The sequence below is a fragment of the Nitratireductor kimnyeongensis genome (genome assembly GCF_019891395.1).
Taxonomy (GTDB): domain Bacteria; phylum Pseudomonadota; class Alphaproteobacteria; order Rhizobiales; family Rhizobiaceae; genus Nitratireductor; species Nitratireductor kimnyeongensis.
In genome coordinates, this window is record NZ_CP078143.1 from 2,917,037 (window position 1) to 2,939,414 (window position 22,378).

Below are 22,378 nucleotides of genomic sequence, written 5' to 3' on the forward strand. Positions count from 1 at the left end.
CGCGCAACAAGAGCAACAGGCAGTGGAGGAGAAGAACATGAATATTTCACGCAGACTTCTGGGCAAGATGGCCGCGGCACTCGCCGGCGCCACCATGCTCCTGCCGGCAGGAGCCGGCGCACAGGACAAGCCCGCGCCGTTCGACAATCCCGGCGACGTGGAAATCGCGCTGGTACGCTATCTTTCAACCGGCGACTTTTTCCAAGCCTATCTTTCGGGCGTGGAAAAGCAGGCCGACGCGCTGGGCGTGAACCTGCGCGTGCTCGATAGCCGCCAGGACGCAGCCCTTCAGGCCGACATGGTGGACCAGGCGATTGCGCTTGGCGTCGATGGCATCATCATCCAGCATGGTCTGACCGAATCCATGAAGGAAGCGGCCCAGCGCGCCGTCGATGCGGGCATCAAGGTCGTGGCTTTCGACGTGAATGTCGAAAACGATGCGATCCCGCAGATCGAGCAGTCCGACCGGGATCTGGCGCGGCTGGCGCTGGAACAGGCGATCAAGGACAATGGCGAAGAGTGGAAGGCCGGCTATGTCTATGTGGCCGGCATTGCGCCGCTCGACCGCCGCGACGAAACCTGGCGCGAATTCAAGGAAAAATATCCGGGCATCGAGGAAGCAGCCCAGTTCGGCACGCTCGACAATCCGATCGCCAACTCGGTGGCCAATCAGGCGCGCTCGGTGGTGACGGCAAACCCGGACATTCAGGTCATGTTTGCGCCCTATGACGAATTCGCCAAGGGCGTGAAAATCGCCGTGGACGAGGCCGGTCTTTCCGAGAGCATCAAGATCTATTCGGCTGACGTTTCGACGGCTGACATTTCGGCCATGCGCGAGCCCGGCAGCGCCTGGGTGGCGACGGCTGCCACCAACCCCGCCGTTGTGGGCGAGGTCTCGGTGCGCGCGCTTGCCATGCTTCTGGCCGGCGAGGAGCCGGGCAAGAGCGTCATCGTTCCGCCGACGCTGATCACCCAGCAGGCGCTGAACGATGGCGACATCAAGAACATGGACGACCTTTCGGCGAAGATGCCGCAATTTGCCCATGCCGATGTGGCGGTGCCGGACTGGATGCCGCTGCCTGAGCGCGACTGAGGCCGCAAGTGGGATTGGATCGAAGAGGGCGGCTTTCGGGCCGCCCTTTTTGTTTTGCCGTTCAGGCATGGATACCCGGCTCAGGGGCCGGGTATGACGAATTGGGGGTGGGGCGATGCAAATCTTCGGCGTTCTAGATTGACGCCACCGCTTCTGCCATTCGTCACCCTCGGGCTACGACCCGAGGGGCCATGCCAGGAGGGTCAATGCTTGTGTGTCAGTGCCATTATTGCAGGGCGGGATGACGGGCGCGAACCTGTGAGCGTTGGCGCTCGCCCCTCATCCGCCTGCCGGCACCTTCTCCCCGCTGGCGGGGAGAAGGGAAGCGCGGAGAGGGTGGTGGAGCTGTTTCAACGTTGCGAATGGAGGCGTGACAATCGAAGCTTCCCCTTCTCCCCGTTTAGGGGGAGAAGGTGCCGGCTAGGCGGATGAGGGGCCTGCCGGCTCTCTATATCAGCGCAGCGCTGCCGCGATGTTGCCGCCGTCGACGGTGGTGACGTCGGCGGTGGTGCGTTCGGCAAGGGCGTGGTTGAGGAAAGCCTGCGCCACGTCTTCGGCGCGGACCTCGAGGCCCAGAAGATTGCCGCCCATATAGTCCTTCTCCGAGACGCCGCGCGCGGTGGAGCGGTTGGCGATCATCTCGTTGGTCAACAGGCCCGAGCGGATGCGGTCGGCGTTGACGGCGTTGGAGCGCACGCCGATGGAGCCGTAATCGAGCGCATATTGGCGCGAGAGGAACAGCGTCGCCGCCTTGGGCAGGCCGTAGGCGCCGAAATTCGCCCCCGGATTGACCGCCTGCTTCGAGGCGTTGAAGAGAAGCACGCCGCCCGTGCCCTGCTGCTTGAACAGGCGCACCGCATTCTGCGCAACGCTCTGATGAGCAAAGAAATTGAGCTCGAAGCTCTTGCGCAGCGTGGCGTCTTCCAGATCGCCGATCTTGCCTTCCCAGGCGGCACCCGCATTGGAAACGACGATGTCGACGCCGCCGAACACATCGCGCGCCTTGTCGAAGGCGGCACGGACGGCTGCCGCGTCGGTCACGTCGGCACCGATGCCGATGGCGGCATTGCCGATTGATTTCGCGACCTCTTCGGCCTTGTCGGCATGCATGTCGACGACGACCACATGGGAGCCCTGCGATGCGAAAAGTTTTGCCGTGGCGGCACCGATGGCTCCAGCGCCGCCGGTGACCAGCGTGACCTGGCCGGACAGCGGCTTAGGCTTGTTGGAGGCGAGCTTGGCCTGTTCGAGCGACCAGTATTCAAGCTCGAAGAGGTCGGACAGCGCCAGCGGATGGAAGGAGCCGATGGCCTCGGCACCGGTGACCGCCTCCACCAGCATTTCGCCGACATCGGCGGCGATCTTCGCCTCCTTCATGCTGCGGCCATGGCCGATGAGGCCGAGACCGCGCACCAATGTCAGGCGCGGCATGGTGTCGAGCATGGTGCGCTCGACATCGTCGGCGGCGTTGTTGGTCTCGAAATAGTCCTTGTAGCGGGCCGAGAATTCAGCGACCTTTTCGCGGACGATCTTGCCATAGTCATCGAGCTTGCCGGCTTCCGGCGCGGGCAGAACCATGGGGCCGGTCTTGATGCGGATCGACAGGTCGGGCGTGGAGACGCCGCGTGTGGCGAGCTCTTCGGCCGTGTCGGCGTTCACATAATCGAGGATTTTCGGCGAGGTGCGGAAATCGCAGACCATGCGGCCATATTTGCCTTCGCCCTCGTCAATAGCGATCGCACCACGCAGATAGGGCATGATCTCGGACGGGGTGGCAAGCTCCTTGGGAAGCGCTACCGGCTTGAAGGGCGCCTTGCCGTTCTCAGCGACATAGTCTTCCGCCATGGTGACGAACTCGATCATGAGATCGTAGGCCGTCTTTGCGTCTTCGGCGAAGGTGAAGATGCCATGCTTGTCGAGGATCAGGCCTTCCACGGACGGGTTCTTGTCATAGATGTCGGCGGCTTCCTTGGCGAGGTCGAAGCCCGGCTTGATGTAGGGCACGAAGCCCAACCGGTCGCCAAAGACCTTCTTGCAGAGCGCTTCGGAATCCTCCTGATCGACCAGTGCGAGAATGGCGGTCGAGTGGGTGTGATCGACGACTTTGTGCGGCAGGAAGGCGTGGAGCAGGGTCTCGATGGAAGGGTTCGGGGACCCCGGATCGATGAGATTGGCACGCTGCATGGCAACCATGTCCTCGTCGGCCAGCGCATCGAGCTTGCGGGCGGCCAGAAGCGCGTCCATCTTCACGGCAGGCAGGCCTTCGGGCTCGATCACGCCCATGTCCCAGCCGCTGCCCTTGACGCACAGGACATCATATTCGCGGCCCAGAATGTCGGTCGCCTTGCTCTTGAGCGAGGTGTTGCCGCCGCCATGCAGGACGAGGCGCGGCTCGCCGCCCAGAAGGCGGGTCGTGTAGACGCGCAGCGCCAGATCGCGGTCGATGCCCTTTGCGGCGTAATGCTCGACGAGCTTTTCGGCTTCGCTGTCTTTCCAGAGGTTCTGCATGTCGGTCCTGTAACTGTCTTGAAGGGTTGCGATTGCCGGCGAGGTTCAGGCCGGCGTCGGTTCACTGGCGGCATGGTGCTTCAAAAGCGCAGCCGCCATGGAGGAGGTGGTCACCAGATGGGTGAAGAAGCGCCCGGCGATGGCGGCCTTCAGAGGTTCGAGTTTCTCGTCCTCCTGCACCACCATCAGGCGCTTCGGGATGGCGCGGATGGCGTCGAAATCGGCCGAGATCATGCGCCGGTTGTAGTCGCAGTCGAGCAGTTTGCCGTCGGCGGTAATAATCTGGCCGGCGATGACGCCGGTGGCGCCCATGGTTTTCAGCTTTTCAAGCTCGTCGACGCTCAGGGCACCGCACTTGATGACGTGGCTGTCAGTGTCCAGCGCCCCGACAGTGAAAAGAGCCAGATCGCAGGCGCTGATGCCGTCAAGCTGCTCGCGGATGACAGGCTCTTCGCGCAGGGCGCGCGCCAGTTCCTCGGTGCTTAGAACAAGAGGGGCATAGAAATTCAGCCCCCTTGCATTGAGCCTGCGGGCAATCTCCATGGTGCACTGATCGGGACGATAGGCATAGGGCGAGCCGAGATTGCCGCACATTTCGACGACAGTGACACCCTCCCGGTCGGCGTAGCTCATGGCGTCGGCAATGTCGTAGACTGTGCGGCCCCACGCGACGCAGACCTGATTGCCGTTCTCGACCATTTCGAGAAAGACATTGGCGGCAAGCGTCGGGATTTCGGAGGCAGGCGAGGGGGAAAGGGAATCCTCGTCCACAAGCCACGCGGTCTCCAGCCCGAACGCATCTTCCATCTGGCGGGCAAGACGCTCGCCGCTGAAGAGATGGGTGGAGGTGGAGATGTTGACGATGCCGGCCTCGCGGGCCTTGCGCAGATAAAGCGCGACCGACGCGCGCGAAATGTTCAACCGCCGCGCCACCTCGTCCTGACGCAGGCCGTGGGTATAATATAGCCAGGCGGCCTTGTGTATGATCTGGTCTGCAGGACGATAAGCCATTCCGCGCCTCCTTTCGACATTATTCACGGCGATTGACAAAAGTCAATTCACCCATGGGCGAGGTGAGACGCGATGTGAATTCGGAGGCGTCCGCTCCTCCTTCGAATGGTCCCGGCTCCTTCTGGCGGCGCTTTGGGCGGCCGTGTTGGGAGGGCGCGGGCGTGGTTGGAAGGAGGGGAATAGCAAAAGGCCGAGATGCGGTATGCATCCCGGCCCTGAAGACGGCTTGCTCGCGGAACAATCCGCGGCAAGCGATCGTTTAATAGCCGCGTGGGCAGCGGGCCTCGTAACGGCGACCATATTCGTCGCGGTAGACGCAGCGGTTGCTGTTTTCCGAGGCGCGACCGACGAGGGCGCCAGCCACGGTGCCGATGGCACCGCCAATGATGGCGCCTTCGACCTTGTTGCCCGAAGCGAGTGCGCCGATGGCTGCGCCGCTGGCGCCACCAAATGCCGCGCCCTGTTCAGTTGGGGTGCAGGCAGCAACACCGAGAAGCAGCGCCGGCACGAGAAGCAGTGACTTTTTCATGTATCCTCTCCACATGGTTTTTCATCATAAGCCGCAGACATCGATTTGGTTCCGTCTGAAGCTATGCAGGTAAAGGTGTCCCTATAGCCGTATAACATGGACATAAAATCCGGCAAAAGTCCGGGACACAAGCGCAGTTTGTGTCGATTTCTCGCCTTGTTGTGTGAAAAAGCCCTTGGATTCGGTGATATTTCCAAGCCGCGAGGGCAAAATTGGGCGTTTTCTGGGCGGAAGCCTGGCAAGACAGGGTTCCTTCCGCCATCGATTTGCGTGAGTCTGGTCTCAATCCGCACGGACAAGGTCGCATACAGACCATGTGCGGTGATGTGTTTTGGTTCACGGTCCTGAGTGTGGAGGAATGTTCCGGGGACGGACGGCCATTCTGTCATTTGCTTCCAGCCTCGGACAGATATGGAGTGAGTCATGTCAAATGAAATCGTTGAGGAGGACCATGGGCTGGAACCCGGGCAGGACAATATTCGACTGCTTGGTCTCGACGTTCACAATCCCGTTTTCTTCGTTTCCGCCGTTCTCATCATCGCATTCGTCATCGTCGCCTTGATGTTTCAGGAAGCGTCGGGGAGTGCCCTTGGCGGACTGCGAGTATGGCTGACGTCGACCTTTGACTGGGTTTTCATGCTGTCGGCAAATCTGTTCGTTCTGTTTTGCATTGTTGTAGCGGTAACCCCGCTGGGCAAAGTCAGGCTGGGTGGCAAGGATGCCGTACCCGAATATTCCTATTCCGGCTGGTTCGCCATGCTTTTTGCGGCCGGCATGGGTATCGGCCTGATGTTCTTCGGCGTGCTCGAACCAATGTATCATTTCAACAACCCCCCGCTTGGTCTGGAGGCACCGTTGGCCGATGGCGAACTCGTGGCGGGCGCGGTGCCGGCAGCCCGTGAAATGGGCATGGCGGCAACCATTTTTCACTGGGGACTTCATCCCTGGGCGATTTATGCGGTTTTGGCGCTGTCGCTATCGCTTGCGGCCTACAACAAGGGATTGCCGCTTTCCATCCGCTCGGCATTCTACCCGATTCTGGGCGAGAGGGTGCGCGGCTGGCCCGGTCATCTGATCGATATCATGGCAGTGTTCGCAACGCTTTTCGGTCTGGCAACCTCGCTTGGCTTCGGCGCCTCGCAGGCGCTTGCTGGTTTGAACGAGCTCTACGGCGTTCCGAACACGGACACGATCAAGGTGTTGCTCATCATGGGGATCACCTGCATTGCGCTGGTCTCGGTCGTGGCGGGACTGGATGCGGGCGTCAAGCGCCTCTCCGAGGTCAACATGGTGCTCGCCATTCTTCTTCTTCTGTTTGTGATCATCTTCGGTCCCACGCTGGCGATCATCACTGGTTTCTTCTCCAACACATTGAACTATGTGAAGGAACTGCCGTCCCTTTCCAACTGGATCGGGCGGGAGGACACCGGCTTCATGCATGGCTGGACCACCTTTTACTGGGCCTGGTGGATTTCCTGGTCACCTTTTGTGGGCATGTTCATCGCCCGGGTTTCCAGGGGGCGGACGGTGCGTGAATTCATCACCTGCGTTCTGATCATTCCCACCCTTGTGTCGATCCTTTGGATGACCACCTTCGGCGGCACGGCAATGGAACAGTTTCTGGCCGAGGGATACACGGGCGTTCAGGAGACGGTGGTTGATTACGTGCCGGAGCTTTCGCTGTTTGCCATGCTGGCCGACCTGCCGCTCGCCGGCGTGAGCTCGCTCATTGGCATCATTCTGGTCATCGTTTTCTTCGTCACGTCGTCGGATTCCGGCTCGCTGGTGATCGACACGATCACGGCCGGCGGCAAGATCGATGCGCCGATAGCGCAGCGTGTCTTCTGGGCGATTTTCGAGGGGCTGGTCGCAATCGTTCTGTTGCTCGGCGGTGGGCTGGCGGCACTTCAGGCCGGGGCAATCGCGACAGGCTTCCCCTTTGCGATCCTGCTGACCGTCATGTTGTATAGCACCTTCAAGGCGTTGCGGCATGAAAGGGAAGTCGGGAACTGATCGGGCTCGAAAATGCGTTGAAGATGAGCCTCGGCTAGATAGGCCGAGGCTCTATACATCAGGTTCCATCCTGGGCCGGGCTATCGGTTTCGGAAATGGCAGCCAGGTAATCACGGTAGCTCAGGCATTCCACATCGTCCTTGACGCAAACCTCTCGCGCAAAGCGCTCGAGCGCGTTCCAATAGGCGCCATCGTTCATGAGGGTGAAATGGAAGCCGAGCTGGACCGGGGTGCGGCGTCCCTTGTATTCCCTGTTGAACGTCGCCAGAAAGGCATCATAGGCCCGTTGCTCAAACGCGGACGCTGCCTCCGGCTTCTCCTTGCCGCCGGAGTGGCGGACATAAAGATTGTAGTCCATGGCAATGACCTGCCTGTCGCGTGGACCTTCCGGTATCAGCGGGAGAGAAAAATGCGCGACGCCATTGCGGGTTCTGGGCAGAACGGGGCCGCGTGAAACGGCGCTCGCATCGTAGGCGAACCCCTTCTTTTCGAGCGTTTTGAACAGTCCCTTGCTTGTTGAAAGGTATGGCGCTCGGAATCCGCGTATTTCCTTGCGCGCGAAATCCTGCCAACCGTCGGGTTCACCCTTGATCCCGTTGAGCTTCCAGGCATCGGCGACAATGGTCGCGAATTGATCGAACTCCTGCGCCCAATCGCTCGTGCTCCAGCTTTTTCCGTCGAAATGACCGCAGCCATGGCTTGCCAGTTCGTGCCCCTCGGCACGGGCGGACCAGATCTGACCGAGCCGGCCTTCGACATCCTCGCGAGAATACCCGCTGCCGACATTCGAACGGCCGCGGGCCATGCCCGGCGCCTGATAGGCTTTGCGTGTTTCGGGAGACAGGAGATAAACGCAGGAAAGGAAATAGGTGAAATGTGCGCCTGTTTCTCTGCCAAGCGCGCGGCTGCGCTCCCACTGTTCCAGATGCAGGGCACCGTCAAAGGAGATGATCACGTATTGCGGCGTTGCCGTCTTTGTCGTGTTCCCGGCAAAACAGGAACCTGTCAACGCGAGTGCCGCAGCACCAGCGCAGAGAAATTTGAGCATGATCACTTAATCCGCTATGCAATTTGCAGGGCAGCGTTATCGGCCAAATATGGCCGAGTTTGGAAAGCAATCTCGATTTACGGCAACGGGCTTTGGTGGAGAAGCAACAGAATCGAGACGAAATGGCAGCCCCCCCTTCCATGGCGGCAAATTTCGTCTAAAAAGCCGGGAACCGGAAAAAGCGCGGGAAAATGCCCGCCAAGCATGGGTCGCATATGTCCGACGACAGTTTCATTCGCGAAGTCAATGAAGAGCTTCGCCAGGATCAGTTCAAATCTCTATGGCGCCGTTTCGGCCCCATTGCCATTGGTGCCGCCGTTCTCCTCGTCGTCGCCACTGCCGGCTATGTCGGTTATGAGCGTTGGACATCCTCTCGTGCAAATGCCTCGGGCGATGCTTTTTCGCAGGCACTTGAGCTCGCACGCCAGGGCGAGAACGATGACGCGCTCGCCGCTTTCGGTGAACTGGAAGAGAGTGGCTATGGTTCCTATCCGCTCCTGGCGCGCATGCGTTCGGCCACCGTCTTGGCCGCCGATGGCAACACGGAAGGTGCCGTGGCCGCGTTCGATGCGATTGCCGCGGACCGGTCGGTAACCGACGTGATCGCGGATATCGCGCGTCTGCGGGCAGGGCTTCTTCTGGTGGATCACGGATCCTATGCCGATGTTTCAGCTCGCGTTGAGACATTGACGGCGGACGGAAACGCCCTGCGCCACACGGCGCGCGAGGCGCTTGGTCTTGCAGCATGGAAGGAAGGCAAGCGCGATGACGCGCTTCAGCTTTTCCAGCAGATTTCCGGCGATGCCGAGGCACCCCGCAACACCCGCCAGCGCGCCGAGATGATGATTGAGCTGATTCTCGGCTCGAGCCCGGCGGAATAGCCGGAGACCGGTGAGCCAAAATGGCCTTCAAGCTTGCAATCATCGGCCGGCCGAATGTCGGCAAGTCGACACTGTTCAACCGACTTGCCGGCCGTCGCCTGGCCATTGTCGATGATACGCCCGGTGTCACGCGCGACCGCCGCTCCCATCCTGCCCGCCTTCAGGACCTCAAGTTCGAGGTGATCGACACGGCTGGGCTGGAAAGCGCTGCAGCGCCAACGCTGGAAGGTCGCATGCGCGCTCAGACCGAGCAGGCGATCGACGAGGCGGACATTGCGCTTTTCATGATCGACGCCCGCGCCGGTGTGATGCCCGACGATGCAACCTTTGCCAATCTTCTGCGCCGCAGCGGCAAGCCGGTCGTTCTGGTCGCCAACAAGATGGACGTGAATGCAGCCCGCAGCGGCGTTCTCGACGCATGGGAACTGGGGCTGGGCGATCCGGTGGAGGTTTCGGCAGAACACGGTCTCGGCATGTCCGATCTGCGTGACGCCATCGTCGAGGCGCTCGGCGAGGATCGGGCCTTGGCGGAAGATCCGGAGGATCTGGTGGTCTCAACGGACGAGATTGCCGTCGGCGAGGACATCGAGCCCGATTCGGAAGAAGAGGCGGTCTACGATTCTTCGAAACCGCTGCGGATTGCCATCGTGGGGCGACCGAATGTAGGCAAATCGACGCTGATCAATGCGCTTCTCGGCGAGGAACGCATGCTGACGGGCCCCGAAGCCGGCATCACGCGCGATTCGATTTCCGTCGACTGGCAGTGGCGTGGCCGCAAGATCAAGCTCTTCGATACGGCTGGCATGCGCCGCAAGGCCCGCGTGCAGGAAAAGCTGGAAAAGCTCTCCGTCTCCGACGGGCTGCGCGCCGTGCGCTTTGCCGAAGTGGTGATCGTGGTTTTCGATGCGACCATCCCTTTCGAGAAACAGGACTTGCAGATCGCCGATCTGATCATCCGCGAGGGCAGGGCGCCGGTCATTGCCTTCAACAAATGGGACCTGATCGAGGACCGGCAGGAGACCCTCGCCGAGCTCCACGAGAAGACGGCGCGGCTTCTGCCACAGGTGCGCGGGCTGCAGGCCGTTCCCATTTCTGCGGAGACCGGGCGCGGGTTCGACAAGCTTATGGAGGCGGTGGAGAAGACGCACCGCACCTGGAACAGCAGAATTTCAACCGGCCGCCTCAACCGGTGGCTGGAAGGCGCGACGGGACAGCATCCGCCGCCGGCCGTGGCCGGACGCCGGCTCAAGGTGAAGTACATAACGCAGATCAAGACGCGGCCACCGGGCTTCGTGGTCTCCTGCTCCCGGCCTGAAGCGATGCCGCAATCCTATGTCCGCTATCTCATGAACGGGTTGCGCGAGACCTTCAATCTCTATGGCGTTCCGATCCGTGTGGCGCTGCGCACCTCCGACAACCCCTATGCGGGGCGGGCGAAGAAACGCCGCTGAGGGCGGTATCCACAATGAGTTCAGAAGAGGACGGGCTTTGCATCGCAAGGCCCGTTTTCGTTTGCTTTTGCTGCTTCGCCAGCAAGACCGCTCGACCTGTTAACCAGTGATCAAGGTTAACCAAATATGGTTTTGGAAATCGGGTTGAGTTGCGTAGCGGAGAGTGTGGGTGCTTCGTCGGAGTGGAAGAGTACCGCGCAAGGCGGTTGATGAATCGCGTTCCTTCCTGGCGCCAGCTTTGGTGGCGTTGGGGTTCTGGATCGGGTTTCCGGGCATTGTCGCGCATCAGGATATGGCCGGGCTGGTTTCCGGAGAAGAGGGCGCGGGTCCCCGCTGGGCCGCCTTCGTGGAAAAATCCGTCGCCGGTTCCATCCATCAGGCAGAGATGCCCTTTGTGGATGGTGATCTGAAGACGGGCAGCATTTCCGGATCGGGAATGGCTGCACCCGGCATCGGCAAGATCGCCTTCCGCGGCAAAAAAGGGTTCACCGGCACAACGCCGGACGAAGATCGCATCAATCGCGCGGAAAAGACCGGACGGCTTGTTCAGGTCGTTCCGGTCCAGCCGCCGAAGCTTTTCGAAGCCGGCACGATCTTCGAAAAAACCAGTTTCCTCCTTGAGAAGCCGAAACCCGACCAGAAGCTGATGGCGTTTGTCGATCCCGACATCAAGGGCGAGGAAGTGCGCATCGCCTCGGCGTTCTATATGAAAAAGGATAAGAAGGCCGATCCGACGCTGCCACGCGCGATCGCCGAGTTGGTCAACAACGATCAGCCTGACATTCTTGCCACCGCTTATGCACCGCAGAAACCCGACTATGCGAAAGCCTCGCCATTTGCGAGCATCCTGCGCGAAGAGGAGCCGGCAGGCGGGCGGTTCATTCCTCCGGTCGATGCGAAGGATCATCCCTGGGCGCGGCAACCTCTACCCGAAACGGCGTTTTCGAAAAGCGAGCAGCAATGTCTTGCAGCCGGCATCTACTTCGAGGCGCGCGGTGAATCCGTGAAGGGGCAGGCTGCGGTGGCGCAGGTCATTCTCAATCGCGTGCGCAATCCCACCTATCCGAACACGATCTGCGGTGTCGTTTACCAGAACGAGAAATGGCGCAATCGTTGCCAGTTTTCATTCGCCTGCGACGGGATTCGTGACCGCGTCGCCAGCCCGGGGCATTTCAAGACGGCGCAGGAAGTGGCCATGGCCACGACCGCCGGTAAGATCTGGCTGCCGGAAGTGGGCTCTTCCACCCATTATCACGCGACCTATGTGAACCCGCGTTGGGCACACGCCATGCAACGCATGAAAAAGATCGGCCAGCACATTTTCTATCGCACCTATGGCGGTGGCTGGAACTGATAAGGGCGGTGAAATCACTCAAATGAAGGTCTGAAAAGCGGCAGGACTCGCCGCGATTCCCGCTTTCATCGTGTCATTTGCCGCTGCGCGCATTGTCGCATCTGCTCATCTTATTGTTTTTCAATATATTTTTGTCTTTGCATGTGTGCGCAACAGCGGCTTGACTGGGGCGTGGGCGCTCACTATGTTGCGCGCGACTTTCAAGCGGATAGCCGCTGACCAGCAAACCCGGTACGGAGATTGCGGTGGCCGACAAGGATCAGCCGGACGACCTGGAGCGCCGGCGCGCCGATCTGGAAAAGGCTCTCGCGTACAGACGACCGGCGAAGCAAGACGGCGGTGAGGGGAAGACGAAGGGCGATATGGCGGGTGCCGCACAGGCACTCAGACTGTCCAGTGAGTTTATTGCCGGCGTGGGTGTCGGCGCTGCTCTTGGATGGTTCATTGACCATTTTGCCGGAACGTCGCCCTGGGGACTGATCATTTTCCTGCTCCTCGGTTTCGGGGCAGGTGTTCTCAATGTCCTGCGCTCGGCGGGACTTGTTGCTGAATTTGGGATCCGCTCATCGGATGATGCGCGGGATCCTGAGAAGAAGTAAACGGCGCCCGGGCGCCAGACCAGAAGTGAGGGGGGCCAGGTGGCCAACGATCCGATCCATCAGTTCCAGATCTCCAAGTGGATTCCGATTGAGGTCGGCGGACTGGATTTCTCGTTCACGAATTCCTCCGCCTTCATGGTTGCGACGGTGGTCGCTGCCGGGGCTTTCCTGTTCCTGACGACGTCGAGCCGTGGCCTGGTGCCCGGCCGCCTGCAGTCGATCTCGGAGATGAGCTACGAGTTCGTGGCCTCAATGCTGAGAGATTCGGCGGGCTCGCATGGAATGCGGTTCTTCCCGTTCGTGTTCTCGATCTTCATGTTCGTCCTGATGGCCAACCTGCTTGGTCTTTTCCCTTACTTCTTTACTGTGACCAGCCACATCATCGTCACCTTCGCGCTCGCGCTGATGGTGATCGGAACGGTTGTCGTCTACGGTTTCTGGAAGCACGGTTTCGGTTTCCTCAAGCTCTTCGTGCCGCAGGGCGTTCCCGGTGTGGTGGTGCCACTGGTGGTGCTGATCGAGATCGTGTCATTCCTGTCGCGCCCCGTCAGCCTTTCGGTTCGTCTCTTTGCCAACATGCTGGCAGGACACATCACGCTCAAGGTCTTTGCCGGCTTCGTCACCTCCATGAGCGCGCTTGGCGCGGCCGGTGTGGCCGGTGCCATTCTGCCGCTCATCATGACCGTGGCGATCACCGGTCTCGAATTCCTCGTCGCCTTCATGCAGGCCTACGTCTTTGCCGTTCTGACCTGCATGTATCTGAACGACGCCGTCCATCCCGGCCACTGATCAAGAGGTTTGAAAAGATCGGCTTCGTTCCGGCCTCAAGGGCCGGTCAGAGGAAAACAGGTTTCACCGGCGGTTTCCGCCAAGTCTGAAGAAAACACGCAAATCCGCGATCACAAGGAGTTTTAAAATGGAAGTAGAAGCAGCAAAGGCTATCGGCGCCGGTATCGCTTGTTTCGGCATGGCCGGTGCAGCGCTCGGCCTCGGCAACATCTTCGGCAGCTATCTTTCGGGCGCCCTGCGCAACCCGTCGGCAGCAGACGGCCAGTTCGGCCGCCTGATCTTCGGCTTCGCCGTTACGGAAGCTCTCGGCATCTTCTCGCTGCTCATCGCTCTGCTCCTCCTCTTCACCTAAGCGCGCGTTTCGTGTGCGTGGCCGGCCGCTTTCGGGCGTCCGGCCGGTTTTAAAAGAGGTAGACAATGTTTGTGGCATCGGCATTCGCAGCCTCGGCGCAAGACGCCGCGGAAGCGACCCATTCGGAAACCGGCGTTGCGTCTGACGGCGCACACGAGGCCGGCTTCCCGCCTTTCGATTCGTCCACATTTCCGTCGCAAATCTTGTGGCTGGCGATCACCTTCGGGCTGTTCTACCTGTTCCTGAAGCGCGTTGTGCTGCCGCGGATCGGCGGTATTCTGGAAGTGCGGCGTGACCGCATTGCCCAGGATCTCGACCAGGCGGCGCGGATGAAGGAAGAGGCGGATGAAGCGGTTGCTGCCTATGAGCAGGAACTGGCTGACGCCCGCAAGAAGGCCAATGTCATCGGCCAGGAAGCCCGCGACGCCGCCAAGGCGGAAGCGGATGCGGAACGTCGTGAGATCGAGAAGCAGCTCGACGCCAAGCTGGGCGAGGCCGAAAAGCGCATCGCCTCGATCAAGGAAACGGCCATGAAGGACGTTGGAACGATTGCCGAGGATACGGCAGCGTCCATCGTTCAGGAACTGGTCGGCGGCCGTCTCGACAAGACCGCGGTGCAGGCCGCCGTCAAGTCCGTCAAGCAGTAGGAGAGGGCCATGGACGCGACATTCTGGGCGTTTGTTGCCCTGATCATCTTCCTGGGTATCCTTGCCTACTTCAAGGTGCCCGGCATGATCAACGGCGCGCTTGACGGGCGTGCCGAGCGCATCCGCAACGAGCTGGACGAAGCGCGCAAGTTGCGTGAGGACGCGCAGCAACTGCTCGCTGAATATCAGCGCAAGCGGCAGGAAGCCGAGCAGGAGGCGCAGGAGATCGTCAGCGCCGCCAAGCACGAGGCGGAACTGATCGTCAAGGAAGCCAAGCAGAAGACGGATGAATATGTCGCCCGTCGCACGGCACTTGCCGAACAGAAGATCGAACAGGCCGAGCAGGACGCGGTGAACGAGGTTCGCGCTAGCGCTGTGGACCTCGCGGTGGAAGCTGCGCGCAGCATTCTTGCCGACAAGGTTGACGCCAAGACCGGCGGAGATCTGTTCAAGGCCGCACTGCAGGACGTGAAGACAAAGCTGAACTAATCGGCTTTCGCAAAGTTGACATTTGAAACGCCGCCGGTTTCCGGCGGCGTTTTTTTGTGTGGGTTTCTGTCACTTGATGCCATTCGACGCCGGTGTCGCGCCGGCGCAAGCAAGATATGTCGAGCGTAACGTCAATGAGGCGACCATGCGCGACAATTGCGGCGCGATCAGTCTGTAAGAGATGTCGTGTCACACCGGGCGGTATGACATTCTGAGCGGAAATGTGCGGGCAGGGAATTCACCACATGACAGGTGGTTTCAGGCGGTCCAGGGCTCAATGGCTTCACCCTTCGGTCAGTTGCTCCAGTGACTGCGCAACGGTTTGCCCACCGGAGGCTGTATTGTCGATGCGAAGGTGCCGCAACGGGGCGAAGCTCATCCGGTGCAGGCGCGACAACGCGCCGTGCTCCGTTATGGCTGTGCGGTGGCGTTTGGTGCCATAACCCATATGCGCCTCGAAACCGTAGGCGGGGGTGACGCCGCCGGCGCGCGTCATCATGCGATCCCGCGTGACCTTGGCGACGATGGAGGCGGCAGCGATTGACTGGCTGCGTTGATCGCCTTTCACCACCGCGCGCGCCGGACAGCAAAGCCCCGGCGGCACGTCGCGGCCATCGGCGAGCGCAAAGAGCGGCGTGACGCACAGCCCGGTGGCAGCGCGGCGCATGGCCTCAAGGCTGGCGCGAAGAATGTCGGACCGATCTATGCTTGCCGCACAGATGGACGCGACAGAGACGCTGACGGCCATCTCGATGATCGCCTGGAAGAGCCGATCGCGCGCTTCGGCAGACAGCCGCTTGGAATCGTCCAGCCCTTCAGGCAAACGGTTTGCATCAAGAATGACGGCGGCGGCCACAACAGGGCCTGCAAGCGGCCCGCGGCCTGCCTCGTCGAGCCCTGCCACGGGGGCCAGGCCCTCGCGCAGGAGAGCGGCCTCCATCTGGAAGTCGGGGCGAACGGGCAGATCAAAAAGAGTGGGAGAATCGGAACGCGTGCGAGCCATGGTGCGGCGATGCTCGCATCGCTTCCGATTCTCCGCAAGGGCCTCCCGGCAACAAGGGGGGCGGATGGGCCGGGAAGCGACCGTCGGCTACGGGGATGCAAGCCGGACGGAAAGGATGTGCTGTCGGGAAAGGCGACGTTTCACGGAAACGTGGTGCCGCTCCGACGCTTTGATCTGCGATACGGAATCCGGAGCAGTGGGCGGATCCGGCAAGACACTGTCAAAGCAGCATGAGTTGTTCGCCTCCCGGCTGGGGCTGTTTGAACAGATCCGTCCTCAGCTTGCGCTTTTGCTGATTGAGCCCGAGCCGCTTTGCCGCGATCTCGAAGCGCCTGCCGATCTGCCAGGCATAGGGGCCGGTGCCCTTCATGCGCTTGCCCCATTCCGCGTCGTAATCCTTGCCGCCGCGCATGGAGCGGATCAGCGACAGGACGTGGCGATAGCGGTCGGGCGCGTGGCGCAGAAGCCATTCCTTGAAAATGGGGCTGACCTCCAGCGGAAGACGCAGAATGATATAACCCGCCTCGCGCGCGCCGGCTGTGGCGGCGGATTCCAGAATGCGCTCGATTTCGCAGTCGGTGAGGCCGGGAATGACAGGGCCCAACATCACGGATGTGGGGATGCCGGCGTCGGTCAACGCACGGATGGCTTCCAGTCTCCGCGCGGGCGTCGCCGCGCGTGGTTCCATGGTGCGTGCCAGCTTGCGGTCCAGCGTGGTGACGGAAAGCGCGACCTTGGCCAATCCCTTCTCCGCCATGCGGGAGAGAATGTCGATATCGCGCATGACGAGCGCCGATTTGGTGACGATGCCGACGGGGTGCCCGTGCGCCTCCAGCACTTCGAGGATCTCGCGCATGATGCGGTATTTCTTCTCGATGGGCTGATAGGGATCGGTGTTGGTGCCGATGGCGATGGTCCGTGGCTGATAACCCGGTTTGGAAATCTCGCGCTCCAGAAGCCGTGCGGCATCGGGCTTGGCAAAGAGCTTCGCCTCAAAGTCCAGTCCTGCCGACAGGCCCATATAGGCATGGGTGGGGCGGGCGAAACAATAGACGCAGCCATGCTCACAACCGCGATAGGGATTGATGGAGCGGTCAAAGGAGATGTCGGGCGAGGTGTTGCGCGTGATGATGGTGCGCGGCCTCTCCACCTGAACCTCGGTCTTGAAAGGAGGCAATTCCTCAAGCGAGCCCCAGCCATCGTCAAAGACATGGCGGGAGACCGGTTCATAGCGGCCAGACGGGTTGATGCCCGCTGCCCGACCCCGGCGACGCTCGGAATCGATGCGAATGCCCGACCGGTCGATGACCGTGTTGGCTGTCGCGGCCCCACCGCCATTGAAGGCGGCTGCATCTGCTCTCACAATCTGTTCCATGGCTTGCTCCATGACTGAGCGATTTCGCTGACTTTCCAGGACGCGGGGCCAAGTTCTGACCCTAGAGCCGAAAGCAGAATCAGCGTCGCTTCCGATGAATCTATTCCTATTCGAGGAATGAGAACAAAGCAAGAACTTTTGACGAAATCGAGGCGTGCGAGTTTTCCACAGGCGTGCGAAAAGGGCAGCGGGGACGGTGCCGCAGCTTTCAGAGCGGTTCACCGTTTCACGGAAACGCTGCTCCGCTCTATCTGTCTGTTTTTCCGCATTTGCGTGGACGTCAGGTGATTCCACCTGACTGCAAAATGCTTCAGGTTATCAAGGTCAGGAAGGGATCAGGCGGACTTGCCGCCGCCGCGTTTCAGATGCTCGGCAAGGCGCGGCATGATTTCCACGAAATTGCACGGCATGTGCCGGTAGTCGAACTGGTCTTTCAGGATACCGTCCCAGGCATCGCGGCAGGCGCCGGTGGAGCCGGGCAACACGAAGACGAAGGTCTGGTCGATGAGCCCCGCCGTGGCGCGCGACTGGACGGTGGACGTGCCGATCTTCTCAAAGGAGATGCGATGGAAGACCTGCGAGAAGCCGTCCATGCGCTTGTCGAACAGCGGTTCCAGCGCCTCGGGCGTCACGTCGCGCCCGGTGAAGCCGGTGCCACCCGTGGTGATGACGGCATCGACCCCGGGATCGGCGCACCACAATTTGACGGCCATCTGGATGGCCGCGATATCGTCTGCGACGATCTTTCGATCGGCGAGCGTGTGGCCGGCCTCATCGATGCGCTCGGCAAGGGTCTGGCCGGAGCGGTCGTCCTCAAGGCCGCGCGTGTCGGAAATGGTCAGCACCGCGAAGCGGACAGGAATGAATTCACGCACGGGCGTGCTGGACATGAGCGTTCTCGGCTTGCGTGGGAACGGGGGAGCGTGTTTCGGTGGCAAGGACAAACCAGTCGGGATGGCGCTCTTGAAGAAGGGCCGCAGCCTGATCCGCCCCGGGCCGGGTGGAAAAGACGCCGAAGCAGGTGGCGCCGGAGCCGGACATGCGGGCAAAAAGCGCATTGGCTTCCTTCAGCGCATCGCGCGCCTCCTCGATCTGGGGCACGATCTGACAGGCGGGTTTTTCCAGATCGTTTCGCGCCTCCTTCAGCCAATGGGCGGCAGACACCGTGTCGGTGAATGCGCCGAGGGGCGAGAGGGGGGGATTTTCGCGCCGCTCAAGCCTGGAGAAGACCTCGGGTGTGGAGAGCGGGATATTGGGGTTCACGAGAACGAGCGGCAGGGCGGGGAAATGCGGCAGTTCCTCGAGCGCTTCGCCAATGCCACGCGCAACGAGCGGTTTCGATGCCAGGCACATGGGGACATCCGCGCCGAGGCTGAGGCCGAGCCGGGCCAGCGTAGCCTCGTCGATGTCGATCTGCCAGTGGCGGACGAGAAGCCTGAGCGCGGCAGCCGCATCGGCCGAGCCGCCGCCGATGCCGGAGGCAACAGGCAGGTTCTTTTCAAGATGCAGGTGAACGGGAGCGCGGGCCGCTTCTCCGAATTTTTCGCGCAGAAGATCGCGGGCGCGGGTGACGAGATTGGTCTCGCCGATGGGGACATGGGCTGCGAAATGACCGGAGACGAAGAAATCGTCTTCGGATCCATCCTCCGCCTCGAGCAGATCGCCATCGCTGGAAAAGGCCACGAGCGTGTCCAGCAAATGATAGCCATCCGCGCGCCGTCCGGTGACGTGCAGCGCAAGATTCACCTTGGCTGAGGCGATCATGCTGTGCATCTTCTGTCTACAATATCAGTCCTTGGCGACATCAGTCCTTGGCGACGCGGTATTCGCCCGTCTTCGGGTCGTAGACGAGCGTGCCCATGCTGCCATTCGCCGCTTCCTTGCGCGCGCGCCGCGCCTTTGCGGTGACACGCTCTGCCTCGCGGACGAAACGCCGGTAGCCGACATAGGCCACCACGCCGACCGCGGCAAAGAAGATCAGTTGCGGCATTGTCGATCCTCCGGTTTCGCGCGCGAGTTTAACGCCCGGGCGCGCCTCGTCAAAGTCCAAAACGGCGCCAAAGCGCTTGTTCCTCGGCAGCCTCGATCAGGCCCGTAGCGGCATTGCCGGCGATAGCGGCACCCAGATCCGGAATGCTGCCGGCACTGCTGGAAATGCCAAGCTTGCGACCGAACAGGCCGCGCGGCTGGGTGATGAGCGCGAGTTTCGTTTTCTTGCCGTAGCGCTCCTTCAAAACGGAGCGCATGTCGCCGAGACCGTCGACCAGGCCGAGTTCAAACGCGCGCTTGCCTGTCCAGAAGGCGCCTGTAAAAAGCTCCGGATCATCGGCGAGCTTGCCGCCGCGCCGCTCCTTGACGAGATTGATGAACATCTCGTGCATTTCGAGCTGCAGGGCCTTCAGACGCTCGACGTCTTCCTTTTTTTCCGGCTGGAACGGATCGAGGATCGCCTTGTTCTGGCCGGCCGTGTGGACCCGGCGCTCGACACCGATCTTCTTGATAAGCTCCTGAAAGCCGAAGCCGGCGGACACGACGCCGATGGAGCCGACGATGGAGGAAGGGTCGGCAATGATCTCGTCGCCCGCCGCGGCAATCATGTAACCGCCGGACGCGGCCACATCCTCGACGAAGATGAAGACCTTTCGGTCTTTCTCCTCCGCCAGATCGCGGATGCGGCGGAAGATGAGGCGCGACTGCACCGGCGAGCCGCCCGGCGAATTGATCGCGATGGCAACGGCCGGCGCATCGGGCACGGCAAACGCCTTCTCGATCACGGTCGCGGTAGTGGCGAGCGAGAGGTTCTGGCGCGTCAGGCTGTTGGACGGCATGATCGCGCCGGACAGCCGGATCACCGGAATGGTGACGGCATCACCGCGGAACTTTTTGGGGACAAGGCGGCTGACAAGGCGTCGCAAGGGCGTGCTCACTCCAGAAGAACGGATTTTATTGCTTGTGAGCATGTAGGCATTTGCGCGGGCCGTGCAATGGCACCGGCCGGTCAATCGCCGAAAAGGACTGCCTGGCCATTGGTGAGCGCCTCGGCACGGTCTGTAACCTGATTGTTGGCGTCGCGCAGGATAAGAGGTGGTTCGAGTGTCAGGCCGGCACGATTGCCCTTCTGCGCTCGCAGGAGGATGCGGATCGCCGGGTTGCCGGCGCGGCCATGCACCGGGACGATGCGGGCGCCTCCGAAACGGCCCTCGAGCGCCTGGAGAATGGGCGACAGCGAGGCGGGGCGGGCGATCAGCGCCAGAAGCCCGCCGGGAGCACAGATGGCGGCCGCCGTGCGGAGCCAGGTTTCAAAAAGCGTGTCGTCCATCACATGGGCCGCCCGTTTCAGCGCATCCGGCGTGGCGCGGTCGCTGGCGCTGTTGAAGGGTGGATTCATGATGGCAGCGGCGTAGGCATTGCGCGAAAGGCCCGCCTTTTCGCGGGCATCGCCAGACAGCGTGACGTCTGCCTCGATCAGGCGCACGCGGTCGGAATAGGCGGCGTTTTCCGGCAGCGCGATGGTGCGGCGAGCGCATTCGGCCATTTCCGGGGCATTCTCGACAAGGGTGACGCGGGTTTTGGAACAGCGGGCGGCGACCGCGAAACCGGCAGCACCCGCGCCAGCGCCGAGATCGGCGACCGCGCCCTCCAGGTTTCCGGGAAGGGCAGAGGCGAGAAGCATCGCATCAACCCCCGAGCGATGCCCGCGTCCGGAGGGTTGGACGAGCCGGAAAGCATCGCGATGGAAGGAATCGACGCTGTGCCTCGTTTCGGCACGCGTGTCAGGCATTGTTTTCATCATCGAAGCGGACTTCATGGTCGATGTCGGCATCTTTCAGCAATTGCCGGGCCGCGGCGCGGTCATCCTCGTCGATCATGATGCGCCGCGGCAATATTCCCAGCGAGCCTTCCATGATGCTCATATTCTGGTCGGCGACGAAAAAGGCGATGCCAGCATCGCGCAGGAGGCTTTCCACGAAGGAAATGACCACGGGATCATTGGTTCGGATAAGTTCGATCATGGGCGCGACGTTGACAGTTTGCGCAACCCCTGTAAACGACTTCGTGTTCGGCAGGGGCATGCCCCGTGCGCATTCGCCGCTTGCCCCTTATGGGGGCTGGGCACTAGATTGCCCGGAAAGTTTGGGTGTTTCGGTCGGGTCATTTCCTGACCGTGTCTGGTCGTGATTGGAGGACCATCTGTGGGTGTAGTGTTGAATCTCGATGGCAAGCGTGGCGCAGCCTCCGTCGCAAGCCTTATGGACCTGACGGCCGACGAAATGGCGCGCGTTAACGAGCTGATTCTCTCGAAGGCCGGCTCGGATGTCGAACTCATCCCTGAACTGGCGAAGCATCTCATCGATTCCGGCGGAAAGCGCCTGCGCCCCATGGTGACGCTCGCTGCCGCACAGATGTTTGGTTACGAGGGCGAAGGGCATGTGAAGCTCGCCACCAGCGTGGAATTCATGCACACGGCCACGCTGCTGCATGACGACGTGGTGGATGAAAGCGATTTGCGCCGGGGCCGCAAGACGGCGCGCATGATCTGGGGCAACCAGGCCAGCGTTCTGGTGGGCGATTTCCTCCTCGGTCAGGCGTTTCGCATGATGGTCGAGGTCGGATCGCTCGACGCGCTGGATATCCTGTCGACCGCAGCCTCCGTGATTGCAGAGGGCGAGGTGCTTCAGCTCAGCGTCGCCAAGAATCTGGAGACGACCGAGGACGAATATCTGGCGGTCATCAAGGCGAAGACGGCCGCACTCTTCTCGGCAGCGGCGGAAGTGGGGCCGGTGGTAGCCGGTGCAACCCGCAACGACCGGGCCGCGCTGCGCTCCTACGGGACCAATCTCGGCCTCGCCTTCCAACTGGTCGACGATGCGCTCGACTATGGCGGCAAGAGCTCGGATCTCGGCAAGAATGTGGGCGACGATTTCCGCGAGGGCAAGGTGACCCTGCCGGTGATCCTGAGCTACCGCCGCGGCAGCCCGGAAGAGCGGGCCTTCTGGAAAAGTGCCATTGAAGACAATCAGTGCGACGATGCGGCGCTCGAAAAGGCGATCGGTCTTTTGCACAAGCATGGCGCCATCGGCGACACGATCGGACGGGCGCGCCATTTTGGCGAAATCGCCCGTGACGCGCTGGCACCACTCAAGCCGGCACCGCAGAAAGACGCGTTGCTCGACGTGATTGATTTCTGCATCAGCCGCGTGACCTGATAGCAGGGGAACAGTTCTCGTTGAAGCGT

Annotated in this window: 23 protein-coding genes; 11 read left to right on the forward strand and 12 right to left on the reverse strand. The window is 61.4% G+C overall.

Going from position 1 to position 22,378, the window contains the following annotated elements; genetic code table 11:
- Nucleotides 1–37: 37 nt before the first annotated feature.
- On the forward strand, nucleotides 38–1,093 hold the full coding sequence (locus KW403_RS13855; protein ID WP_223020049.1) for a substrate-binding domain-containing protein: 1,056 nt from the start codon (nucleotides 38–40) through the stop codon (nucleotides 1,091–1,093).
- Nucleotides 1,094–1,546: 453 nt separating this feature from the next.
- Here the strand turns inward: KW403_RS13855 and KW403_RS13860 are convergent, their stop codons facing one another.
- The 3 genes from KW403_RS13860 to KW403_RS13870 all read right to left on the reverse strand — a co-directional run bounded on the left by KW403_RS13860 (nucleotide 1,547) and on the right by KW403_RS13870 (nucleotide 5,141).
- Nucleotides 1,547–3,601, reverse strand: coding sequence for a bifunctional aldolase/short-chain dehydrogenase (locus tag KW403_RS13860; protein ID WP_223020050.1), 2,055 nt, complete (start codon nucleotides 3,599–3,601; stop codon nucleotides 1,547–1,549).
- A 45-nt stretch (nucleotides 3,602–3,646) separates the two neighbouring features.
- Nucleotides 3,647–4,612 carry a sugar-binding transcriptional regulator gene (locus KW403_RS13865; RefSeq protein WP_223020051.1) on the reverse strand — a complete coding sequence of 322 codons (966 nt, stop codon included), beginning with the start codon at nucleotides 4,610–4,612 and terminating at the stop codon, nucleotides 3,647–3,649.
- Nucleotides 4,613–4,871: 259 nt separating this feature from the next.
- A complete protein-coding gene (locus KW403_RS13870; protein ID WP_007007869.1) occupies nucleotides 4,872–5,141 on the reverse strand; it encodes a YMGG-like glycine zipper-containing protein in 270 nt (89 codons plus the stop codon).
- Between the two features lie 423 nt (nucleotides 5,142–5,564).
- On the opposite strand from KW403_RS13870, the gene KW403_RS13875 reads away from it, so the two are divergent.
- Complete coding sequence (locus KW403_RS13875; protein WP_223020052.1) at nucleotides 5,565–7,154, forward strand: BCCT family transporter; 1,590 nt, start codon at nucleotides 5,565–5,567, stop codon at nucleotides 7,152–7,154.
- Between the two features lie 58 nt (nucleotides 7,155–7,212).
- On the opposite strand, the gene KW403_RS13880 is transcribed toward KW403_RS13875, so the two are convergent.
- Nucleotides 7,213–8,202 (reverse strand): polysaccharide deacetylase family protein, encoded by a 990-nt coding sequence (locus KW403_RS13880; protein ID WP_246637791.1) that lies wholly within the window; start codon nucleotides 8,200–8,202, stop codon nucleotides 7,213–7,215.
- Between the two features lie 215 nt (nucleotides 8,203–8,417).
- On the opposite strand from KW403_RS13880, the gene KW403_RS13885 reads away from it, so the two are divergent.
- The 8 genes from KW403_RS13885 to KW403_RS13920 all read left to right on the forward strand — a co-directional run bounded on the left by KW403_RS13885 (nucleotide 8,418) and on the right by KW403_RS13920 (nucleotide 14,764).
- Nucleotides 8,418–9,083, forward strand: coding sequence for a tetratricopeptide repeat protein (locus KW403_RS13885; protein ID WP_223020053.1), 666 nt, complete (start codon nucleotides 8,418–8,420; stop codon nucleotides 9,081–9,083).
- Nucleotides 9,084–9,103: 20 nt separating this feature from the next.
- The gene (gene der, locus KW403_RS13890; protein ID WP_223020054.1) at nucleotides 9,104–10,534 is read left to right on the forward strand and encodes a ribosome biogenesis GTPase Der; all 1,431 of its coding nucleotides are present in this window, start codon (nucleotides 9,104–9,106) and stop codon (nucleotides 10,532–10,534) included.
- A 169-nt stretch (nucleotides 10,535–10,703) separates the two neighbouring features.
- Nucleotides 10,704–11,888 carry a cell wall hydrolase gene (locus tag KW403_RS13895; RefSeq protein ID WP_223020055.1) on the forward strand — a complete coding sequence of 395 codons (1,185 nt, stop codon included), beginning with the start codon at nucleotides 10,704–10,706 and terminating at the stop codon, nucleotides 11,886–11,888.
- A gap of 245 nt (nucleotides 11,889–12,133) precedes the next feature.
- On the forward strand, nucleotides 12,134–12,487 hold the full coding sequence (locus tag KW403_RS13900) for an AtpZ/AtpI family protein (RefSeq protein WP_223020056.1): 354 nt from the start codon (nucleotides 12,134–12,136) through the stop codon (nucleotides 12,485–12,487).
- Between the two features lie 39 nt (nucleotides 12,488–12,526).
- The gene (locus KW403_RS13905) at nucleotides 12,527–13,276 is read left to right on the forward strand and encodes a F0F1 ATP synthase subunit A (RefSeq protein ID WP_223020057.1); all 750 of its coding nucleotides are present in this window, start codon (nucleotides 12,527–12,529) and stop codon (nucleotides 13,274–13,276) included.
- Nucleotides 13,277–13,403: 127 nt separating this feature from the next.
- Entirely contained in the window at nucleotides 13,404–13,628 is a 225-nt protein-coding gene (locus KW403_RS13910) for a F0F1 ATP synthase subunit C (RefSeq protein ID WP_065816112.1), read from the forward strand.
- A gap of 65 nt (nucleotides 13,629–13,693) precedes the next feature.
- Nucleotides 13,694–14,275, forward strand: coding sequence for a F0F1 ATP synthase subunit B (locus KW403_RS13915; protein ID WP_223020058.1), 582 nt, complete (start codon nucleotides 13,694–13,696; stop codon nucleotides 14,273–14,275).
- 9 nt (nucleotides 14,276–14,284) lie between these two features.
- Nucleotides 14,285–14,764 (forward strand): F0F1 ATP synthase subunit B, encoded by a 480-nt coding sequence (locus KW403_RS13920; RefSeq protein WP_223020059.1) that lies wholly within the window; start codon nucleotides 14,285–14,287, stop codon nucleotides 14,762–14,764.
- A 283-nt stretch (nucleotides 14,765–15,047) separates the two neighbouring features.
- Here KW403_RS13920 and KW403_RS13925 read toward each other — a convergent pair whose 3' ends face one another.
- From KW403_RS13925 to KW403_RS13960, 8 genes are all read right to left on the reverse strand, one after another.
- On the reverse strand, nucleotides 15,048–15,767 hold the full coding sequence (locus KW403_RS13925) for a ribonuclease HII (RefSeq protein ID WP_223020060.1): 720 nt from the start codon (nucleotides 15,765–15,767) through the stop codon (nucleotides 15,048–15,050).
- Nucleotides 15,768–15,987: 220 nt separating this feature from the next.
- A complete protein-coding gene (locus KW403_RS13930; RefSeq protein WP_223020061.1) occupies nucleotides 15,988–17,142 on the reverse strand; it encodes a PA0069 family radical SAM protein in 1,155 nt (384 codons plus the stop codon).
- Between the two features lie 335 nt (nucleotides 17,143–17,477).
- A complete protein-coding gene (gene moaB / locus KW403_RS13935; RefSeq protein ID WP_223020062.1) occupies nucleotides 17,478–18,032 on the reverse strand; it encodes a molybdenum cofactor biosynthesis protein B in 555 nt (184 codons plus the stop codon).
- Nucleotides 18,010–18,906, reverse strand: coding sequence for a 4-(cytidine 5'-diphospho)-2-C-methyl-D-erythritol kinase (locus KW403_RS13940; RefSeq protein WP_223020063.1), 897 nt, complete (start codon nucleotides 18,904–18,906; stop codon nucleotides 18,010–18,012). The genes moaB and KW403_RS13940 overlap by 23 nt, the downstream gene beginning before the upstream one ends.
- A gap of 40 nt (nucleotides 18,907–18,946) precedes the next feature.
- Complete coding sequence (locus tag KW403_RS13945; RefSeq protein WP_223020064.1) at nucleotides 18,947–19,132, reverse strand: NfeD family protein; 186 nt, start codon at nucleotides 19,130–19,132, stop codon at nucleotides 18,947–18,949.
- 49 nt (nucleotides 19,133–19,181) lie between these two features.
- The gene (locus KW403_RS13950; RefSeq protein WP_223020065.1) at nucleotides 19,182–20,057 is read right to left on the reverse strand and encodes a S49 family peptidase; all 876 of its coding nucleotides are present in this window, start codon (nucleotides 20,055–20,057) and stop codon (nucleotides 19,182–19,184) included.
- Nucleotides 20,058–20,140: 83 nt separating this feature from the next.
- Entirely contained in the window at nucleotides 20,141–20,923 is a 783-nt protein-coding gene (locus KW403_RS13955; protein ID WP_223020066.1) for a tRNA1(Val) (adenine(37)-N6)-methyltransferase, read from the reverse strand.
- Nucleotides 20,916–21,155 (reverse strand): putative signal transducing protein, encoded by a 240-nt coding sequence (locus tag KW403_RS13960; protein WP_223020067.1) that lies wholly within the window; start codon nucleotides 21,153–21,155, stop codon nucleotides 20,916–20,918. The genes KW403_RS13955 and KW403_RS13960 overlap by 8 nt, the downstream gene beginning before the upstream one ends.
- A 180-nt stretch (nucleotides 21,156–21,335) precedes the next feature.
- Here KW403_RS13960 and KW403_RS13965 point away from each other — a divergent pair, with 180 nt between their 5' ends.
- Nucleotides 21,336–22,349 (forward strand): polyprenyl synthetase family protein, encoded by a 1,014-nt coding sequence (locus tag KW403_RS13965; protein WP_223020068.1) that lies wholly within the window; start codon nucleotides 21,336–21,338, stop codon nucleotides 22,347–22,349.
- The last annotated feature ends 29 nt before the right edge of the window (nucleotides 22,350–22,378 follow it).

Bases quoted from the DNA above. Each gene is read 5' to 3' on its own strand.
- KW403_RS13855 (WP_223020049.1), top strand. From the start codon at position 38: ATGAATATTTCACGCAGACTTCTGGGCAAGATGGCCGCGGCACTCGCC.
- KW403_RS13860 (WP_223020050.1), bottom strand. From the start codon at position 3,601: ATGCAGAACCTCTGGAAAGACAGCGAAGCCGAAAAGCTCGTCGAGCAT.
- KW403_RS13865 (WP_223020051.1), bottom strand. From the start codon at position 4,612: ATGGCTTATCGTCCTGCAGACCAGATCATACACAAGGCCGCCTGGCTA.
- KW403_RS13870 (WP_007007869.1), bottom strand. From the start codon at position 5,141: ATGAAAAAGTCACTGCTTCTCGTGCCGGCGCTGCTTCTCGGTGTTGCT.
- KW403_RS13875 (WP_223020052.1), top strand. From the start codon at position 5,565: ATGTCAAATGAAATCGTTGAGGAGGACCATGGGCTGGAACCCGGGCAG.
- KW403_RS13880 (WP_246637791.1), bottom strand. From the start codon at position 8,202: ATGCTCAAATTTCTCTGCGCTGGTGCTGCGGCACTCGCGTTGACAGGT.
- KW403_RS13885 (WP_223020053.1), top strand. From the start codon at position 8,418: ATGTCCGACGACAGTTTCATTCGCGAAGTCAATGAAGAGCTTCGCCAG.
- der (WP_223020054.1), top strand. From the start codon at position 9,104: ATGGCCTTCAAGCTTGCAATCATCGGCCGGCCGAATGTCGGCAAGTCG.
- KW403_RS13910 (WP_065816112.1), top strand. From the start codon at position 13,404: ATGGAAGTAGAAGCAGCAAAGGCTATCGGCGCCGGTATCGCTTGTTTC.
- KW403_RS13915 (WP_223020058.1), top strand. From the start codon at position 13,694: ATGTTTGTGGCATCGGCATTCGCAGCCTCGGCGCAAGACGCCGCGGAA.
- KW403_RS13920 (WP_223020059.1), top strand. From the start codon at position 14,285: ATGGACGCGACATTCTGGGCGTTTGTTGCCCTGATCATCTTCCTGGGT.
- KW403_RS13925 (WP_223020060.1), bottom strand. From the start codon at position 15,767: ATGGCTCGCACGCGTTCCGATTCTCCCACTCTTTTTGATCTGCCCGTT.
- KW403_RS13930 (WP_223020061.1), bottom strand. From the start codon at position 17,142: ATGGAACAGATTGTGAGAGCAGATGCAGCCGCCTTCAATGGCGGTGGG.
- moaB (WP_223020062.1), bottom strand. From the start codon at position 18,032: ATGTCCAGCACGCCCGTGCGTGAATTCATTCCTGTCCGCTTCGCGGTG.
- KW403_RS13940 (WP_223020063.1), bottom strand. From the start codon at position 18,906: ATGATCGCCTCAGCCAAGGTGAATCTTGCGCTGCACGTCACCGGACGG.
- KW403_RS13945 (WP_223020064.1), bottom strand. From the start codon at position 19,132: ATGCCGCAACTGATCTTCTTTGCCGCGGTCGGCGTGGTGGCCTATGTC.
- KW403_RS13955 (WP_223020066.1), bottom strand. From the start codon at position 20,923: ATGCCTGACACGCGTGCCGAAACGAGGCACAGCGTCGATTCCTTCCAT.
- KW403_RS13960 (WP_223020067.1), bottom strand. From the start codon at position 21,155: ATGATCGAACTTATCCGAACCAATGATCCCGTGGTCATTTCCTTCGTG.